The 17,619-nt window shown below is 71.2% G+C and carries 14 protein-coding genes; 9 read left to right on the plus strand and 5 right to left on the minus strand.

Features of this window, described 5'->3' with window-relative positions; all coding sequences use genetic code 11:
* Positions 1-85: 85 nt before the first annotated feature.
* The 5 genes from ACFVH0_RS12755 to ACFVH0_RS12775 form a co-directional block, all read right to left on the minus strand.
* Complete coding sequence (locus ACFVH0_RS12755; protein WP_385819575.1) at positions 86-403, minus strand: hypothetical protein; 318 nt, start codon at positions 401-403, stop codon at positions 86-88.
* The gene (gene pabB, locus ACFVH0_RS12760) at positions 400-2,478 is read right to left on the minus strand and encodes an aminodeoxychorismate synthase component I (RefSeq protein WP_385819576.1); all 2,079 of its coding nucleotides are present in this window, start codon (positions 2,476-2,478) and stop codon (positions 400-402) included. The genes ACFVH0_RS12755 and pabB (ACFVH0_RS12760) overlap by 4 nt, the downstream gene beginning before the upstream one ends.
* Positions 2,475-2,813: a chorismate mutase family protein gene (locus tag ACFVH0_RS12765; RefSeq protein ID WP_385819577.1), complete on the minus strand. Its 339-nt coding sequence runs from the start codon at positions 2,811-2,813 to the stop codon at positions 2,475-2,477. Before ACFVH0_RS12765 ends, pabB (ACFVH0_RS12760) begins: the two co-directional genes overlap by 4 nt.
* Positions 2,814-3,337: 524 nt before the next feature.
* Positions 3,338-4,351 carry an ArsR family transcriptional regulator gene (locus tag ACFVH0_RS12770; RefSeq protein ID WP_385819578.1) on the minus strand — a complete coding sequence of 338 codons (1,014 nt, stop codon included), beginning with the start codon at positions 4,349-4,351 and terminating at the stop codon, positions 3,338-3,340.
* Positions 4,352-4,699: 348 nt separating this feature from the next.
* Positions 4,700-5,278 carry a GNAT family N-acetyltransferase gene (locus tag ACFVH0_RS12775; RefSeq protein ID WP_385819579.1) on the minus strand — a complete coding sequence of 193 codons (579 nt, stop codon included), beginning with the start codon at positions 5,276-5,278 and terminating at the stop codon, positions 4,700-4,702.
* 585 nt (positions 5,279-5,863) lie between these two features.
* On the opposite strand from ACFVH0_RS12775, the gene ACFVH0_RS12780 reads away from it, so the two are divergent.
* The 9 genes from ACFVH0_RS12780 to ACFVH0_RS12820 are packed head-to-tail and all read left to right on the plus strand — an operon-like array spanning position 5,864 to position 17,580.
* Entirely contained in the window at positions 5,864-7,300 is a 1,437-nt protein-coding gene (locus tag ACFVH0_RS12780; RefSeq protein ID WP_385819580.1) for an NAD(P)/FAD-dependent oxidoreductase, read from the plus strand.
* Positions 7,297-8,145, plus strand: coding sequence for a N5-glutamine methyltransferase family protein (locus ACFVH0_RS12785; RefSeq protein ID WP_385819581.1), 849 nt, complete (start codon positions 7,297-7,299; stop codon positions 8,143-8,145). The genes ACFVH0_RS12780 and ACFVH0_RS12785 overlap by 4 nt, the downstream gene beginning before the upstream one ends.
* The gene (locus ACFVH0_RS12790) at positions 8,142-9,407 is read left to right on the plus strand and encodes an aminotransferase class I/II-fold pyridoxal phosphate-dependent enzyme (RefSeq protein WP_385819582.1); all 1,266 of its coding nucleotides are present in this window, start codon (positions 8,142-8,144) and stop codon (positions 9,405-9,407) included. Before ACFVH0_RS12785 ends, ACFVH0_RS12790 begins: the two co-directional genes overlap by 4 nt.
* Positions 9,400-10,689, plus strand: coding sequence for an MFS transporter (locus ACFVH0_RS12795; RefSeq protein WP_385819583.1), 1,290 nt, complete (start codon positions 9,400-9,402; stop codon positions 10,687-10,689). The genes ACFVH0_RS12790 and ACFVH0_RS12795 overlap by 8 nt, the downstream gene beginning before the upstream one ends.
* Complete coding sequence (locus tag ACFVH0_RS12800) at positions 10,686-11,924, plus strand: ATP-grasp domain-containing protein (RefSeq protein ID WP_385819584.1); 1,239 nt, start codon at positions 10,686-10,688, stop codon at positions 11,922-11,924. The genes ACFVH0_RS12795 and ACFVH0_RS12800 overlap by 4 nt, the downstream gene beginning before the upstream one ends.
* A complete protein-coding gene (locus ACFVH0_RS12805; protein ID WP_385819585.1) occupies positions 11,921-13,207 on the plus strand; it encodes a phenylacetate--CoA ligase family protein in 1,287 nt (428 codons plus the stop codon). The genes ACFVH0_RS12800 and ACFVH0_RS12805 overlap by 4 nt, the downstream gene beginning before the upstream one ends.
* Positions 13,179-15,326 carry an aminodeoxychorismate synthase component I gene (pabB, locus tag ACFVH0_RS12810; protein ID WP_385819586.1) on the plus strand — a complete coding sequence of 716 codons (2,148 nt, stop codon included), beginning with the start codon at positions 13,179-13,181 and terminating at the stop codon, positions 15,324-15,326. The genes ACFVH0_RS12805 and pabB (ACFVH0_RS12810) overlap by 29 nt, the downstream gene beginning before the upstream one ends.
* Positions 15,323-16,309: a prephenate dehydrogenase dimerization domain-containing protein gene (locus ACFVH0_RS12815; protein WP_385819587.1), complete on the plus strand. Its 987-nt coding sequence runs from the start codon at positions 15,323-15,325 to the stop codon at positions 16,307-16,309. The genes pabB (ACFVH0_RS12810) and ACFVH0_RS12815 overlap by 4 nt, the downstream gene beginning before the upstream one ends.
* Positions 16,309-17,580, plus strand: a complete 1,272-nt coding sequence (locus ACFVH0_RS12820; protein ID WP_385819588.1) for an ATP-grasp domain-containing protein — start codon at positions 16,309-16,311, stop codon at positions 17,578-17,580. Before ACFVH0_RS12815 ends, ACFVH0_RS12820 begins: the two co-directional genes overlap by 1 nt.
* Positions 17,581-17,619: the final 39 nt, after the last annotated feature.

Consider the following 17,619-nt stretch of genomic DNA (forward strand, 5'->3'; position numbering starts at 1 on the left):
GATTCGCTCGGCAGAGCATCCGAGAGTACCCGATGGAGATCGCCCCGAGGGCACTTTCGGATGCCCGCCAAACCCCCGCTCATTCTCATTCCGGTTCCGGCGGCCCCTGTCGTGCCGGCCGGTGCTCGGTGCGGAGCCTGGACAGCGCGAGCACCGCCCGCCCGATGTCGACCCCCTTGCGGCCGAGCTCGTCGCCGTACCGCTCCAGCACTTCGTTCTCCCAGGCGAGCTCCGAGACGGGCATGCCCGACAGCCGCCGCAACGACTGGTCGTACCGGGCGAGTTCCACCCTGCGCAGCACCATCGAGATGATCTTTCCGTCGAGGTCGGCGAGCAGTGCGCGGACCTCCGGCTCCTCCATGGCCCCGGTGAGGTCGGCCGGCACCTCCAGCGCCGCGCTCACGCGTCCACCGCCTCGTCCCGCAGGAGCCCTCCGGCGGCCGTGCCGGCGGCGAGGGCCGCGACCATCGTCCGCGACTTGACCAGGGTCTCCTCGAACTCCTCGGCCGGGTCGGACAGCGCGATCACCGCTCCGCCGACACCGAACGAGGTGCCCCGGCCGGTGGCGACGATCGTGCGGATGACGATGCTGAGATCCGCGGCGCCGCCCAGCGAGAACCAGCCCAGGGCACCCGAGTACACCCCGCGCGCACCGCCTTCGAGCCGGTCGATGATCTCCATGGTGCGCAGCTTGGGCGCACCGGTCATCGAGCCGCCGGGGAACGAGGCCCGGACGCAGTCCACCGCCGAGACGCCCTCGCGCAGCGTGCCCCGGACGGTGCTCACCAGCTGGTGCACCGGCGGGTACGTCTCGACGTCGAAGAGCTTGGGCACATGCACCGACCCGACCTCGCACACGGTGTTGAGGTCGTTGCGGAGCAGGTCCACGATCATCAGGTTCTCGGCGCGGTCCTTCTCACTGGCCAGCAGGTCCTCGCGGAGCGCCCGGTCCTGTTCGGGGGTGGCGCCGCGCGGGCGGGTGCCCTTGATCGGCTTCGACTCCGCGACCCGGTCCGTACCGATGGTCAGGAACCGTTCCGGGGAGGCACTCAGCACGGCCACGCCGGGAAAGTCGAGCAGCGCCCCGTAGGGGACGGGGCTGATGTCGCGCATCCGCCGGTAGGTGGCCAGCGGGTCGATGACGGTGGTGGTGGAGACCATGTTGGTCAGACAGATCTCGTACGACTCACCGTCGCGGATCTTCTCCAGGCACTGCGCGATCCGCGCCAGATAGCCCTGCTCGTCGTGGCGCTGCACGAGTGCGAAGCCGTCCTGCGGCGGTGCCTCGGTGAGCGGTGAGAGCTCCTGGCCGGTCTCGTCGGGCAAGAGGGCGATCCGGGCGGCCGTGGCGTCGAGCCACTTGGTCGCCTCCGGGTCCTCGGGCCCGCCGCCGAGGCAGATCAGGTAGGTGCGGCGCCCGGTGTGGTCGACGACGACGGCGCGGTCGGCGAAGAGCAGCGCCGCGTCCGGCGTGGGCGCGGTGTGCGCGGCGCTCGCCCCGGCCTCGGCCTTGAGCTCGTAGCCGAGATAGCCGACGTATCCGAGGTTGAAGGAGAACGGCAGCCGGGTGTCGGCCGGCAGCGCGCGCCGCCGTAACTCGGCGTCGAGGTAGTCGAAGAAGTCGCCGGTCACGTGCTCGTCGGGGCGGCCGGCCCGCTCGACGGTCACCGTGCGGGTCCTGACGCGGTACGTGACGTACTCGGCGAGCGGGCCGCTGCCGTCGCCGAGGAAGGAGAACCGGGAGTTCCCGTCGGCGTGGGAGCCGCTGTCGAGCCAGAAGGCGTGCGGCCGGCCGGCGAACAGCTCGGTGTACACGGCCTCCGTGTCGGGCAGCTGCTCCAGTTCGCGTATGTGCAACCGGTACGGGGACGCGGCCGGTGTCCCGGCCTTGGCGCGGTTCAGGGTCAGGTCCCGGAAATTGGCCAGCAGTTCGCGGCCGTACTCGCTGGCTATGGACTCGGGATGGAACTGGACGCCCCACAGGGGGCGGGTGCGGTGGCGCAGCCCCATGAGGACGCCGTCCTCGGTCCAGGCGACGCCCTCCAGCTCGTCGGAGAGCCCGGTGACCGTGAGGGAGTGGTAGCGGACCACGGAGAACGGTGAGGGCAGTCCGGCGAAGAGGTCCTCGCCGTTGTGCCGGACCGGGGAGAGCCGGCCGTGCATCGGTTCGGGGGCGTGATCGACGGTGCCGCCGAACAGCGCGGCCATGCCCTGGTGGCCGAGGCAGACACCGAGGACGGGCAGTCCGGAGTCGCGGATCGCGAGGCTGCCGACGCCGAAGTCGCGCTCCCGGTCGGGGCGGCCGGGTCCGGGCGAGACCACGATGTTGTCGTAGTCGCCCAGGTGCAGCGCGGACCAGTCGATGTCGTTGCGGACGACTACGGGCGGCTGCCCGTTCACTTCGCCGAGCAGTTGGTAGAGGTTGTAGGTGAAGGAGTCGTAGTTGTCGACGAGAAGGGTGCGGACGGGGCGGTTCATGACGCCGCGTTCCGGACCGGCGGGCGTTTGTCGGTGTCGGGAGCGTCGATCACCAGGTCCTCAACCCGGCAGGTCTCCTCGATGATCAGTTCGTACAGCCGTCGCAGGAACGTCCCGTCGATTCCGTGCTCGGCTCCGTAGCGGGCGGCGCGCTCCTGCACGACACCGATCCGGTGCGGCTGCATCATCGGAACCCCGTGCTCCCGCTTGTGCTCCGCGATGCGTACACACAGATCGATGCGGCTCTTCAGGTTGTCGAGCAACGTCTCGTCGACGAGGTCTAGTTCGGCGCGCAGACCCGCCAGGCCGACTTCAGCGTTCGAGGTCGTCGTCATGCCATTGCCTTTCCGAATGTCGTGGTGCAACGGGGGCGGCCTCCCGGCCGTGGTGATCCTCCGGGCCGTTGGGCAGCCCGGAGCCTCGGCCAGGGAGTGACCGGCCGCGCATGTCGCGCAGGACGTCAGCGATGAGGGATGGATGGGCGAACGGGGCTGAGGACAGGGGGTGCCGACCAGGGCGCATTCTTCGGGAGACCCACCCCGCGCGGTGATGCGGCGGCCCAGTACGGCCGTACGCCCGTTGCGACGGGTCGGGGTGAGTGGGATGACAGGCCGAGCAGGCCGTTGCCGGCGGCAGCGACGCTCCGCGTGTGGTTGCCTTCGGACGAGATCGCGGGGCGGGAAGCTCCCTCCGAGTGGGTGGCAGGTAGGTGCGGGGACTCGTGGGCGACAGGTCGCAGGGCGCTCATTCCCGCGTCCTGCCGACTAGAGCAAAACACACCGCGGAGAGGCCACCAACCCTTTTAGCCCTGGCTAAAAGGGTTGGTGTGAACGGTAGTTGAACTGATGTCAGCGATCCGTCATGACCTGCGGAAACCCGAAGACACGGCGCCCCGGACGAGCGCCTCGCCGGTCTCCGTGAGCGAGTGGATGACCCGCCGCCCCGCCCGATGGCTCGTCACCAGATCGCAGCCCCGCAGCACCGAGACATGCTGGCTGATGGCCCCGGGGGTGACATCGACCTGGGCGGCCAGCTCGCCGGTGGAGGAAGGCAGCACGAGCGCCTCCAGCACCGCGGCCCGGACACCGCCGAGGAGCGCGGCGAGCGAGCTGCTGCGGTCCTGCGCGTCGTGGTGCCAGATGTCCGCGGCCCCGGGTTTCGGGTACACGATCATCGACTGGAGCGGCGGCAGCATGGTCAGCACGTCCGGGCCGCAGAAGACACTCGGCGCGAGGACGATGCCCTGGCCTCCGAGGGTCTCCTCGAACTCGTAGGCGCTGCGTACCGTGAGGCGGTCGTCGTGCCAGCTGATCCGCTCGTTGAGGGCGGAGAAGACGGAGGCGGCGCCCGAGTTCTCCATCAGCCGCATCCGGGAGCGCACGTCGGAGACCAGCCCGCCGTACAGCCGCTGCCAGTAGGGTTCGAGGGCCAGCTGCCAGTAGACGCGCAGCATTTGCGTGATCTGCTCGATGGCCTTCTCGGGCTCGTCCAGCATCTTCCGGTGCAGCGGCGCCGCCTCCCGGCGCCAGGTGGCCGGCGTTCGGGTGTCCCCCAGCATCCAGGCCACCTCGTCGACGAAGTGGGCGGGCCGGGTGGCGCGGACCATCTCCAGCTCGACGTCCACGCTCGCCGGGGTTCCCGTCGGCGCCGGCGTGAGGAAGTCCGGTACGTAGCCGGTCGCGGGGATCACGGCCCGCAGTGGGCGCAGGTCGACCGCTTTCAATCTGCCGAGGATGTCGTCCACCCAGGGCTGGTGCTGGCTTCTGCGCGAGGGAGAGGCCAGTGTCCGGAAGCTGTAGACGGTCTCCCCCAGAGGAGACATCGAGAACCGCACCTTCGCGACATCGTCGGCGGTCGCGCTGTAGCTGATCAACGTTTCCCCGTCCCACCACTCGATCCGGCGCCCTCGATCGAGGGCGCCGGTGAACGGTAGGCCGGAGAAGACGTGTGCATGAGGCCGGAATCGGACACCCGAACCAACGGGGTCACAACGGAACATGCCCCATCCGGAATGGATGAGACCGCCCACCCCCGCCCGTTCCGGCGAAAGCGCACGGCCTCGACCAGTCCCGAACCGGATTCACGCCCGCCCGAACCGGAACAAAAGAAGCGGTATTCCGGACACGTCGAGCCCGGTGACCGGCACGGAGAAAATCGGCCTCAAATCTGTCCGAAAACAGCGGCCTCGGGCCCCGGCTCCAGGGCGTGCGGCCGACGCGGACTAGTCGGTTCCGGCGGGTTCGATCTCCCGGGCGAGGATCGCGTAGACGTACTCGCTGCCCCAGCCCCGGTCGTCGCGGTCGTTCTCGATCAGATGTGCCTCCCGGCGCATCGACAGCCGCTCGCAGATCCGCACGGAGGCCGTGTTGTCCCCGTCGATGCGGGCGAACAGCCGGTGCACGGAAAGCTGCTGAAAGGCCAGGTCACGCAGGGCCAGCGCGGCCTCGGTGGCATAGCCCCGGCCCCCGTGGCCGGGGTGGAAGACCCACCCGATCTCGGCCTGCGCGGCGTACGCGCTCGACAGCGAGACCATCACCTCGCCGATCACCCCGGGAGTGTCGCGGCGGCAGACCGCCAGCGTCAGGGTGTCGCCGTCCTCCTTCCACGGCGTGCCCTGTCCGATGCGCTCGATGACCTCGGCGCAGCGCGCGCGATCACGCGGCGGCCGGTAGAGATACCTGGCCACCTCGGGCAGTCCCTGATACGCGTGCATGTCGTCCAGATCATTCTCCGTGAACAGGCGGAGAACCAGCCGATCCGTTTTCAACGGCTGTGGGAAAACAGTCGCATTCATACTCATCCGGCTTCCTCGAAAATCCATGATTGACGTCCCAACATCAGGAACTTAGACTCCACTGCGCTACCTGACCAGGGGCATCTGCAAGCGGGGGAACGCTGTGTGATGCGGGGACATGGACGATGTGCCGGTCCCGGGTGTACGTGGGAGCTCAGAGCACTCCACGGCCCGCTTCGCACCGAGAACCCCCATGCGGCTCGGAACAGACGGACAAGCGGTGTGGCAGTACCCAGGCCGCGGTCCGGTCGCACAACGACGTGCTCTCTTACCGCGGTTCACGCGCCGGTGGCAGGCGGCGTGCCCGCGGTGACAGCGCGGACGGCCGCGGTCACCCGCGTCCGCAGGTCGCCCCGGCGGACGGTGTCCGCGGGGCTCGCCGACCCGGTGCCGGACCGGCCCTCCACCTCCCCGCGACCCCAGTCCCCCGACACGGCGCCATGCCGTTCATCCCGTCGACCGTCATCGCTCGGGGCAGCCCGCCCTATGTGACCGTTCCAGGCACCACGACCTCCCGCATACGTCCCTTTCTCACGGTTGGAGCACGCGCCCGAGCGGCGCCACGCCCTGCCCGAAGTCACGAGGAGAATCATGCACGCAGGGCCACAGCAGACCGCCGTCGTCGTCGGCAACGGGGCGGTCGGCGCCTCGATCGCCTACGAACTGAGCAGCCGCGGATTCCAAGTCACACGCGTGGGCCGGGAGAACCGCCCGTACGCCGCCTCCCTCGCCGCCGGCGCGATGCTCGGCTGCTTCGGCGAGGTCACCACCTCGCTGCTGGCCAGTGACCACGGGCGGGCCAAGCTCGACATGGACCACCGGGCCCGTCGCTACTGGACCGAGTGGGACGAGCGGCTCAGCCAGGACTCGGGCGACTCCCGCACCCTCTTCAGCGCCGACGGCACGTTCGTCCTGCTCAACACGATGGGATCGGCCCCCGTCGACTCCGGCAACTTCCACGCCATCGAGGCGACGCTGGGGGAGTACGAGGAGCCGTACGAGACCGTCGACCCCGAGGACCTGGACTGGCTGTCGCCGAACGACCTCTGCCGTTCGCTGCGCGGCCTGTTCATTCCGGGTGAACGCGCCGTGGACTCCCACCGGTTGCTGGTCAAGCTCGACCAGGCGCTGGTGAAGGCGGGCGGCAAGATCGTCGACGCCGAGGCGGTGGGCGTCCGGGTGACGGGCGGCCGTGCGACCGGTGTCGAGCTGGTGGGCGGCGAGGTGCTGTCCGCCGACCACGTCGTCGTGGCCGCCGGTGCCAAGTCCCTCACCCTGCTGGACGAGGTGGCCGGGGCACGCGCCCAGATGCCTCCCATGGTCAGCGGGTACGGCGTCTCCGCGCTGGTGGAGACCGCGGACCGCGCGCTGCCCTCGTCCGTGGTGCGCACCCCCAACCGGGCCTTCGCCTGCGGCCTGCACGCGGTGCCGCGCGCCGACGGGGTGCTCTACCTCGGGGCCACCAACATCATCTCCGAGCAGCCGCGCCGCTTCGCCGCCGTGGGAGACCTCCAGTTCCTGCTCGGCTGTGCCGTGGACCAGCTGCACACCGACCTCTCCGAGTCCTCGCTGATGTCCGTACAGGTCGGCAACCGTCCGGTACCCGCCGACGGCTTCCCCCTGATCGGCGCGGCCGGGGCCGAGGGACTGTGGCTGGCCACCGGCACCTACCGCGACGGACTGCACCAGTCGCCGCTGCTGGCCCGGCACATCGCCACGCTCATCGAGGGCGGCACCAGCGAGTACGACTTCCTGTCGTCCTTCTCCCCGGTACGCGCCCCGCTGGCCGGCGGGACACGTGAGCAGGTCGTGACGACGACGGTCGAGCACATGATGGCCACCGGCTACGAGTACCGGTGGAACGTCGCGCCCGAGTGGCCGCCGCGCATCGAGCGGCACCTGCGCCGCTTCTACGCGGCCCTGGTGGAGGAGCTGCACCCGTCGTTCACTCCCCCCGCCGAGCTGGTCGCCGCCATGACCGACGGCATCCGCGAGTCCCTGACGCGCTACTACGGCGAGTGGTCATGATGACGGCGGACCAGTTGCGGTCCGCCCGCGAGACGGCCCGCACCCGCCTGACCGAGGCGGGCGTGTGGGACGTCGAGGGCGACCTGGACGCATTGCAGGAGCGCTTCCTCGCCGCGGTGACACCCGCGGCGGTGGACCGTTTCGAGGCCGCCGTGGCGGAGCGCTGCCGCCGCATCCCGCTCGGCCACATCATCGGTTCGGCCCCGTTCGACGGGCTGGAACTCCTCGTCGGCAGCGGTGTGTTCGTGCCGCGGCACGAGAGCACCGCACTGGTGGCGTGGGCGGCCGACGAGAAGACCCTGCCGTACGAAGGCACCGCGCTCGACCTGTGCTCCGGCGTCGGGGCGCTCGGCCTCGCCCTGTCGCGGCGCCGGCCCGACGCGGCGGTGACGTGCGTGGAGCGCGACGACACCTGTCTGCAGTACCTGAACCGGAACGTCGCGCGGAACGAGGCCGTGCTGGGCGGGGTCTCGGTGCACGCCGCCGACCTCACCGAGCCGGGCTGCCTGGACGCGTACCTCGGTGCGACCGACCTCGTCATGGCGAACCCGCCGTACGTCTCCCCCGATGTGCGGCTGCTGCCCGAATGGTCCGAGCACCAGCCCCGGGCTGCCGTCTACAGCGGTGCCGACGGACTGGACCTGATCCGCCTGATCGTGGTCCTCGCCGCCGCGGCACTGCGTCCGGGCGGGCGTCTGGCACTGGAGCACGACCGGGCACAGCCCGAGCAGGTGCGCGCGCTCCTGCACGGTGACTCCTTCGAGGAGATCACCACCTTCGTCGACACCGCCGACGAGCCGCGGATCACCGTCGCCCGCCGCACCGACCGGGGAGGTACCAGGTGAGCTCGGACCGGACACCACAGAACTGGCTGACCACGCGCAGGGACCGCACGTCCTCCGCCCTGGACCAGTGCTTCGCCGAGGGGCTGACCGGGCACACCGTGGTCACCCGCGACCGCAAGCGGGTCACCCTCCAGGACGGCACGACGGCCACGGAGTTCGTGTCGTGCTCCTACCTCGGGCTTGAGTCGCACCCCGCGCTGTCGCAGGCCGTGGTCGAGGCGGTCGGCCGCTTCGGTGTGCACCTGTCGTCCTCGCGCAACCGGATGCGGCCCTCCTACCTCCCCGAGCTGGAGGAACTGCTGGCGCGCATCTACCCGGGCACCCAGCCCTGCGTGTTCACCTCCACCAGCAACGTCCATCTCGGGGTGCTGCCGCTGCTGGCCTCCGGGTCGCTGCCCAGCTACCCGGTGCCGGACGGACCGCATCTGTTCGTGGACCGCACCGCCCATGCCTCGATGCAGGTACTGCGGGGAATCTTCGCGCAGTTCGGCCCGGTCGACCGGTTCCGCTCGGACGACCCCTCCTCGGTGGACGAGTCGCTGCAACGGGCGACGGAGGCGGGCCGCACCCCCGTGTTCCTGGTGGACGGGGTCGGTTCGATGAACGGCCTCATCGCCGTGCACGAGCTGGCGCAGCGGGCGGCGTCCGCCGGCGGATACCTCTACGTCGACGACGCCCACGGGATCTCCATCGACGGTGCGTCCGGCTGCGGTTACGCCTTCGACGCACTGGGCGGCAAGCTCCCCCACAACGTCGTCCTGGCCGGTTCGCTGTCCAAGGGTTTCGGCGGTTCGGGCGGGTTCCTCCTCGCCGCGTCCGGCGAGGATGTCGCCGTCGTCAGGAAGCTCGCCAATCCGCTGGTCTTCGGCCACTCGGTGATGGTGCCGATGATGGCGGCCAACGTGGCGGCGGCCCGCATCCACCTCTCCCCCGAGATCACCGAGCTCCAGGCGGCGCTGTGGGCGAACGCCGCCCGGCTCGACGAACTGACCGGCGGCAAGCTGTCCAACACGGGGCTCCGCACGCCGGTGCGCGGCGCCGTGTTCGGCACCGAGGAGGAGGGGCTGCGCGCCGTACGGCGCCTCAAGGAGCGTGGCGTGATCATGCTCCCCGCGTTCTACCCCACGGTGGCGCAGGGCCAGTCCCTGCTGCGCTTCGCGCTCTCCGCCCTGCACAGCGAGGAGGACCTGGCCCTGCTCGCGGACACCCTTGAGGAGAGCGGACACTACAGCGACGGTCAGGAGCTCGACGGCCGTGACTGAGCAATCCACTCCGCCGGCCGCGGCGGAGCGACCCGGACCGGACCGCCCGGGGCTGGGACCGCTGGTGCGTCCCTTCGCCGTGTCGCACTTCGTCACCCATCTCGGCGACGGTCTGTTCTATGTCTGCGCGGCGCTGTACTTCACCCGGGTGGTCGGACTGGACGCGGTCACGTACGGGGCCGCGCTCACCGCGTCCTGGCTGCTGGCCATGGTGCTCAGCGTGCCCGTCGGGCATCTCGCCGACCGGTTCGAGTCCCGGACCGTGGCCACCACCCTGCTCGGCGTCGCCGGTCTGTCGGTCTGCCTGTACCTGGTGACGTCGAGCGTGCCGCTGTTCTTCGTGGGGGCCTGTCTGCTGGCGGTCTCCACCCAGGGCACCCAGTCCGCCCGCTCCGCCCTGGTGGCCCGCTCCTTCCCCGCCGAGCAGGTCACCAGGGTGCGGGCGGTGCTGATCTCGACCGCCAACGCGGGTCTGGCCGTGGGCGCGATGCTGGGCGCCCTCGTCATCTCCGTGGACACCGGCACCGCCTACCGGCTGGCGTTCGCACTGGACGCGGCGACGTTCTTCCTCGCCGCGGTGCTGCTGCTCAAGGTCCCGGCGACGCTGCGCGCCATGCCCGGCTCCCCGGCGGGCGAGAAGCCGGCCGCTGCGGTCAAGGGTTCGCCGATGCAGGTGTTCCGCGACCGCGGCTATGTCGCCGTCAGCGTCGTCAATCTGCTCCTGACGCTCCACGCGCCGTTGATCGACGTGGCGCTGCCCCTGTGGATCGTCCAGAAGACACAGGCTCCCGACTGGAGCATCGCCGCCGTCTTCGTCATCAACACGGCTCTGGTGGTGCTCCTGCAGTACCGGGTGTCGAAGACCGTGACCAGCATCGACGCCGGCCTGCGCAGCCTGCGCATCGGCGGGCTGCTGCTGTTCGCGGGAATGGCGCTGTACTCCCTGTCCGGGCTGCCCTCCTCGCCGTGGGGGGCGGCCGGGCTGCTCGTGCTGGCGGTCTCGGTCCTGACCTTCGGGGAGATGCGGCAGACCTCCAGCATGAACGAGATCAGCTTCCGGCTCGTGCCTGACGGCAGATACGGCGAGTACCAGGGCTTCTTCGGCATGGGCTCCACCATCGCCGAGGCGGTCGGTCCGCTCGCCCTGACCTGGCTCCTGCTGTACCACGGCTCCTGGGGGTGGCTGGTGCTCGGTGCCGTCTTCCTTGTCGCGGCCCTGGCCATGCCGTACTGCGTCGCCCTGGCCCGACGCTCGACGCTGACGAGGGAGAACGTTCTGTGACACCACCCGCGCCCCGTCCCGTGCTCCTGCTGCTCAGCGGCAGCCGCCGGGTCGTCGACAAGGCCCTGGGTCTCGGCCTCGATGTGGTGCACCTCCAGGCGCCCACCATGACCGACCCCTCGCTGGATCCGCTGTGCCTGCGCTCGCTCCGTGTCGACCTGCTCGATGTGCCCGGCGTCCTGGCCGTCGCCCGCACACTGCACGAGGAGTTCGGCTTCGCCGGGGTGTGCAGCAATCACGAACCCGCGTGCACGGCCGCCGAAGCGGTCGCCCTCGATCTGGGGCTGACCGCACCCGGCACCGGGGTCGCCGCGCTGCTGCACGACAAGGCCAGGACCCACGAGGTGCTCGACAAGGACCCCTCGCTGCACTCCCCTTGGGCGCGGCTGGACGGCCCCGAGGACGCGCTCCGGGTCGCGGAGACCGCCGGGTGGCCGCTGATCCTCAAGCCGGTCGACGGATCCGCCAGCCTGGGTGTGCTCAAGGTGGACGGCCCGGACGGACTCGACGAGGCGTGGCAGCGGGTGCGGGACACCCTGCGCAACGACCACCACTACCACGAGGTGCTGCCGGTGACCGGCTACCTCGTCGAACCCTTCGCCTCCGGGGAGGAGTTCAGCGTCGAGACGTTCAGCGTCGGCGGCGACCACGAGGTGCGGGCGGTGGTACGCAAGCTGGTCGGCGGCTCGTTCGTCGAGACCGGCCACCTCGTCCCGGCGGAACTCGACGCGGAACGGCACCGGGCCGTCGTCGACCGGGTCGTCGCCTTCCTCGACCATGTCGGACTGCGCGAGGGGCCGGCCCACACCGAGGTCATCGTCGGCGACGAGGGCATCCACCTCGTCGAGTCGCACGCCCGTACCGGCGGCGACGAGATCCCCGCCCTCCTCGCCCTGGTGACCGGGCGCGACGTGGAGGCCGACATGCTCGCCCACGCCTGCGGCCTGCCGCTGCCGCCCGCCGTGCCGCCGCTCGGCGCCGCGGCCGTCAAGCGGTATCTGCTGGCGGACCGGGCCGGCCGCGTCGCCTCGGTCGACGGCATGGCGGAGGCCGTCGCGCTGCCGGGCGTGCACAGCGTGCGGATCTGGACGGGCCCCGGCGACACGGTGCGTCCGGCGACGGCGAGTTGGGAGCGGCTCGGCGAGGTCGTCGCCGTGGGCCGCGACACCGCCGCTGCCGCCGCGGCGGCCGAGCGGGCCTGCCGGGCCATCACCCTACGGATGGAGGAACAGTGAAGCTGCTCGCGGATCTCACCCTGCCACGCTCGGAGCTGCTGACCGTCCAGGCGGAGAACCTGGCGCTCATGCGCGAAGCGGTGCGCCGCTCCGGCACCTGTACGGCACTGCATCCGTACGAGGGCTCCCTGACTCCCGAAGGACTGCCGCAGGTCCCTCTGACCAGCCGTGACCGGCTCGCGGAGTGGAGTGCGGATCCCGGCACGCCGAACCGCATCACCGAGGGGGACATCCGCCTGGTGCTGCGTTCCAGCGGCTCCTCGGGCCGGGTGCGGACCCTGCTGCACGACCGCCCGTTCAATGAGCGGGTCGAGGCCATCGGCGCGCGCGGGCTGTGCCTCGACGGGCTGGGCACCAACCCGTTCGTCCTCAACTCGCTCGCTCCGGGTGACCTGTTCGGGGGCTTCGGCTTCGCGGACGCGGTGCTCTCCCGCCGGGGCGCGGCGGTGCTCCCGGCCGGGACCTCCATGCCCGCGCACCATCTCGCCGAGCTGATCACCGATCTCGATGTCGGTGCGATGGTCGGTCTGCCGGGGTACATCGAGCGGCTGCTGACCGAGATCCCGGCTCAGATGCACAAGTTGCGCACGCTGTACTACCTGGGGGAGCGCATGGCCTCCCCGGCCGCCGAGGCGCTCGCCGCGGCCGGCTGCGCCGTGCGCTCCTTCGCGTACAGCACCACCGAGACCGGGCCCATCGGGTTCCAGTGCGGCCATCTCACCGGCACCGACCACCATGTGCACGAGGACCTGGTGATCGCCGAGGTCGTGGACGACGACGGCCGGCGGCTGCCGGACGGTGTTCCCGGCATGCTCGCGGTCACCGTGCTGGGCGACAGCGGCACCGCGCTGGTGCGCTATCTCGTCGGCGACCGTGCCAGCCTGCGGCCCTCCGAATGCCCCTGCGGCTCGACGGCCCAGGTACTGCGCATCGGAGCCCGCGACGACGTGTCGGCCAATCTGATCGGCACCCTGGTCACCCGCTCCATGTTCGACACCGCGCTCGGCCTGCCGCCGGACGCCCGCTACCAGGTCGAGTACGGCTCACAGCTGGGAATGCTGCGGCTGACCCTGCGCGGCACAGCCCTGCACGGCCTGACGGACGAGGCGGCTCTGAGCGCTCTCGGCCGGCACCAGACCATCCGCAAGGTCGTCGGATCGGCGATCTTCGAGGGCCTCACCGTCGACGCCGGGACGGCACCGCGGATCACCGCCCGTGCCAAGGCGCCGTTCTTCTGGAGTGAGGAGGACCGGGATGACCACGCCCAGGACCGGCGGAGCTGAACGGGGCCGACGACCGGTGAAGACCCTGATCATCGACAACTTCGACTCCTTCACACTCAACATCGCCCAGTACCTGTACGAGGTGACCGGTGTGCAGCCCGTCGTGCTGCCCAACACCGTCTCCTACGACACCCTGCCGCTCGGCGAATGCGACGCCGTCGTCCTCTCCCCGGGCCCCGGACGGCCGTCACGAAAGGCCGATTTCGGGGTCTGCCGCGAGATCGTCGAGCGCTGCGAACTGCCGCTGCTCGGCGTCTGCCTGGGGCATCAGGGCATAGCGGAGTTCTTCGGCGCGCGCACGTGCCACGCGCCCACGCCCGCGCACGGCATCGTCGACACGGTCGCGCACCTGGGCACCGGACTGTTCGCCGGGCTGCCGCAGGACCTGCCGGTGGTGCGCTACCACTCGCTGGTCAGCACCGACCTGCCGGACACCCTGGAGTGCACCGCCTGGACGCGGGACGGCCTCGTCATGGCCCTCGCGCACCGCACGAGACCGGTGTGGGGGGTGCAGTTCCATCCCGAGTCCATCGAGTCGGCCGGCGGTCACGAGGTCCTCGCCAACTTCGTCGCGCTCGCCGCCCGCCACCACCTCGGTGACGGCACGGCGGCCGTCGGCGGGGCGGCCGGCACCCCGGTGGAACTGCCGTCGTCGGTGGCGGCGTTCCGCAGGGCCGGTGGCGCGCTGCGGATGCGCCTGGAGTCCGCGGCCATCACCGCACCGCAGGCCCCGGAGGACTTCTTCCGCGAGCACTACGCCGATCGTCCGTACGCGTTCTGGCTCGACTCCGAGGGCAGCGACCACCCGGGCTCCCGGTACTCGCTGATGGGCGCCTGGGGCGAGCCGGGCGATATCGCCCTCGGCTACGACCTGGCCGGTCGCCGCCTCACCCTGCACGGCCCCGGCCGCACCGAGGAGGTCACCGGCGATGTCTTCACCCTCCTCGACGAAATCGTCGGCGCAGTCGAGGTCACCGCGCCCGCGGACTGGGAGCTGCCGTTCCGCGGCGGTCTGGTGGGGTGGTTCGGGTACGAGCTGAAGGCGCTCACCATCGGTGAGGAGCGGCACCCCTCGCCGGAGCCGGAGTCGTGGTTCCTGCACACCCGTGCCTTCACCGTCTTCGACCACCGCCGCGGCCTCGCTCTCGCCTGCCGCCTCGTCCCCGTGGACGGCGACGCCACGCCGTCCCGGGACGCCGCCCCGCCCCGGACGGCGAGGAGCGTGTCCGGCACGGGCGGGACCACCGCCCCGTACACCCCGGGACCGGTCTCCGAGCGGCTGCTGAACCTGCGCGACGACCGCGGCACCTACATCGCGAAGGTCAAGGAGAGCCAGCGCCTCATCACCGACGGTGAGAGTTACGAGATCTGCCTCACCAACCACGCCGAACTGTCCGGCGTGTCCGAGGGGTTGCCCGCGTACACCCGGATGCGCACGGTCAGCGCGGTGCCCGCCGGTGCCTATCTGCGCGCCGGCGGCATCGAGGTGCTGTGCTCCTCGCCCGAGACCTTCCTGCGCGTGGACGAGAGCCGCATCGTGGAGTCACGGCCCATCAAGGGCACCCGGCCGAGGGGCTCGACGCCCGAGGAGGACGAGGCGCTGCGGCAGGATCTGCTGTCCTCGGAGAAGGACCGCGCCGAGAACCTGATGATCGTCGACCTGGTCCGCCACGACCTCAACTCGGTGTGCGTACCCGGAAGCGTGCATGTCCCGCACGCCTTCTCGATCGAGAGCTACTCCTCGGTCCACCAGCTGGTGTCCACCGTCCGGGGACGGCTGCGGCGGACCGGGTCGGCGCTCTCGGCGGTACGTGCCTGCTTCCCGGGCGGCTCGATGACGGGCGCCCCCAAGAAGCGGACCATGGAGATCATCGACGAGCTGGAAGGCACGTCGCGCGGCATCTACTCCGGCGCCCTGGGGTGGCTGTCGTTCTCCGGCGCGCTCGATCTGAACATCGTGATCCGTACGGCGGTGGTACGCGACGGCACGGCGCGGTTCGGCGTCGGCGGCGCGATCACCGCGAAGTCCGACCCCGACGAGGAGTACGAGGAGACTCTGGTCAAGGCGAGCGTGCCCTATTTCGGGCTGCGCGGCTGGCAACAGGAGGACGAGGCATGAACGCAACGACCACCAGCCCCCCGGTGGGCCACCGGCAGATCGTGCTGCTGGGCGCGGCCGGCACGGTGGGCCGCTGGTACCGCACCCATCTGACCGGCGCCGGGGACACGGTGACCACCGCCGACCTCGCCACCGGCACGGACCACGCGGATGATGTGCGCACCCCTTCGGCGGGCCTGCGCGCGGCCGTCGCCGCCGCCGACGAGGTGGTGCTCGCCCTGCCCGAGGACATCGCCGCGGCATGCCTGCCCTGGCTTGCCGGGACGGTGCGCCCCGAAGCGGTGATCGTGTCCACCTGCTCGGTCCAACTGCCGTTGTTCGAGGCCGCGTCGGAGCTGGCGCTCCGCCCGGAACTGCGCGGTGTCAACCCGATGTTCTCCCCCGCCCTGCCCTCCGCGGGCCAGTCCGTGGTGGTGATCGCCCCCGGTTCCGCGACGGACACGGACCCGCATGCCGGCCGGATGTCGGCACGTCTCGAAGCCGGTGACATGACGGTCTGCGTCATGGACCCGGCCGGCCACGACGCGGCGATGTCCGTGCTCCAGGCGCTGCCGCACGCCGCGATCCTCTCGTTCGTGGACGCGCTCCTCGCCGCGCCGGTGGACGCGGCCACCCTGATGCGGATCGCTCCGCCCCCGGCCCGCACGCTGGTGGCGCTGGCCTGTCGCATCCTGGCGGCTCCGCCCGAGATCTACTGGGACATCCAGCGCGCCAACGCGGAGGGCGGCGCCCGCCGCAAGGAACTGATGTCCGCCCTCCAGCGGCTCGACACACTCGTCGACACGGACCGGGCCGACGGCTTCCACGCCGCTCTCGCGTCGGCGGCACAGAAACTCGGCCCCTACGCCGCCGAGGGCGCCGAGGAGTGCCGGGAACTGTTCGAGCTGATCCAGCGGCGCCGAACGGCCCGGCCGACGGACGCCGTCCCCGCGGCGTCCGCCACCCGCCCCGACCCCACCGAAGACCAGCCGGGAGACCGATGATGTCCGCAGCCACTGCGCCCCCCGCGAAGACCTCGCACCACCTCGCCGTCTTCGGTGATCTCTTCGACATCCCGGACCGGGCCCTCAAGACGCTCGGCGACGGTGTCCGGATCACCCTGTTCGTGCCGAGGTCGCGGCTGGCGTCCTGTGACGGCGTCGAGCACGCCCACGCGGTGGTCGCCCTGGCCGACGACGCCGACGCGGCGGCGTGGACCGAAGCCGTGCGGGCCGTGCACGCGGCGGTGCCGCTGACCCATGCGCTGGCCCTCGTCGACCACCTGGCGTACGAGGCGGCCGTGGCGATGTCGGCCATCGGTGTGCCCTTCCACGCACCGGCGACCATGGAGCGGGTGGGCGACAAGGCGCTGATGCGCCGGACGCTCGACGAACGGGGCCTGTATCCGGTGCCGTTCCGTCTCGCCGCCGGCCTCGACGAGGCGCGAGCCGCCGTCCTCGGGGTCGGGCTCCCCTGCGTCTTCAAGCCGGTTTCCGGCACCGGCAGCGCGGGCGCGGTCATGGTCCGCGACGAGAAGGAGATCGACGCCGCCTACGGTGAGGCGTCCGGGCACGGCCAGGACGTACTGGTCGAACGGTTCATGACCGGGCCGCAGTTCAGCGTCGAGGCGTTCTCGGAGGACGGCCGGCATCTCGTGCTGGCCATCACCCGCAAGTTCTCGGACCCCGCCACCCTGGTCGAGCTGGGCCATGTGATGCCGGCACCGCTCTCCGGGGACGAGGCGGCCGCCGTCGCCCGCTGCGCCGTGGACGTCCTGGACGCCGTGGGCCTGACGTACGGGCCGAGCCACACCGAGGTGATCCTCGGCCCGGACGGTCCGGTGCCGATCGAGACGCATGCCCGGGTGGGCGGCGACGACATCTGGCTCATGGTGCACGCCGCGACCGGCGTGGACCTGGACACGGTCCAGCCCGACCAGGCCCTCGGCCGGAGTGTGTTCGAGGAGGTGCGCTCCACCCTGGAGACGCACGCGCCCCGACGCCCCTACCAGGCCGTGTGGTTCGGGGCGGCGCGCGAGGCGACCACGTTCACCGGAGCGGAGCTGCCCGGCGGCGACCATGTGCAGGTCACCGCCCTGTGCCTGAAGGGCGACCCGGTGCGGCCGCTCTCCTCGACGAACGATCGCGTGGTGAAGGTGCGCGCGACCGGAACCACCGCGGAGGAGGCCCTGGACCTTGCCCGCGAAACGGCCGCCGAGGCCTGCGCGGCCCTTTCCCTGGACCTGTCCCTGACCGATCCCTCGCACACTCTGTGACGACGCGGCGAGGCGTCCGCGCCTCCTGCGGGGGCGCCG

The organism is Streptomyces sp. NPDC127117, assembly GCF_042677325.1.
In the GTDB taxonomy this organism is placed as follows: domain Bacteria; phylum Actinomycetota; class Actinomycetes; order Streptomycetales; family Streptomycetaceae; genus Streptomyces.

Excerpts from the sequence above, each read along its gene's own strand:
- pabB (WP_385819576.1), bottom strand. The coding sequence starts at position 2,478 with ATGAACCGCCCCGTCCGCACCCTTCTCGTCGACAACTACGACTCCTTC.
- ACFVH0_RS12765 (WP_385819577.1), bottom strand. The coding sequence starts at position 2,813 with ATGACGACGACCTCGAACGCTGAAGTCGGCCTGGCGGGTCTGCGCGCC.
- ACFVH0_RS12775 (WP_385819579.1), bottom strand. The coding sequence starts at position 5,278 with ATGAGTATGAATGCGACTGTTTTCCCACAGCCGTTGAAAACGGATCGG.
- ACFVH0_RS12780 (WP_385819580.1), top strand. The coding sequence starts at position 5,864 with ATGCACGCAGGGCCACAGCAGACCGCCGTCGTCGTCGGCAACGGGGCG.
- ACFVH0_RS12785 (WP_385819581.1), top strand. The coding sequence starts at position 7,297 with ATGATGACGGCGGACCAGTTGCGGTCCGCCCGCGAGACGGCCCGCACC.
- pabB (WP_385819586.1), top strand. The coding sequence starts at position 13,179 with ATGACCACGCCCAGGACCGGCGGAGCTGAACGGGGCCGACGACCGGTG.
- ACFVH0_RS12815 (WP_385819587.1), top strand. The coding sequence starts at position 15,323 with ATGAACGCAACGACCACCAGCCCCCCGGTGGGCCACCGGCAGATCGTG.
- ACFVH0_RS12820 (WP_385819588.1), top strand. The coding sequence starts at position 16,309 with ATGTCCGCAGCCACTGCGCCCCCCGCGAAGACCTCGCACCACCTCGCC.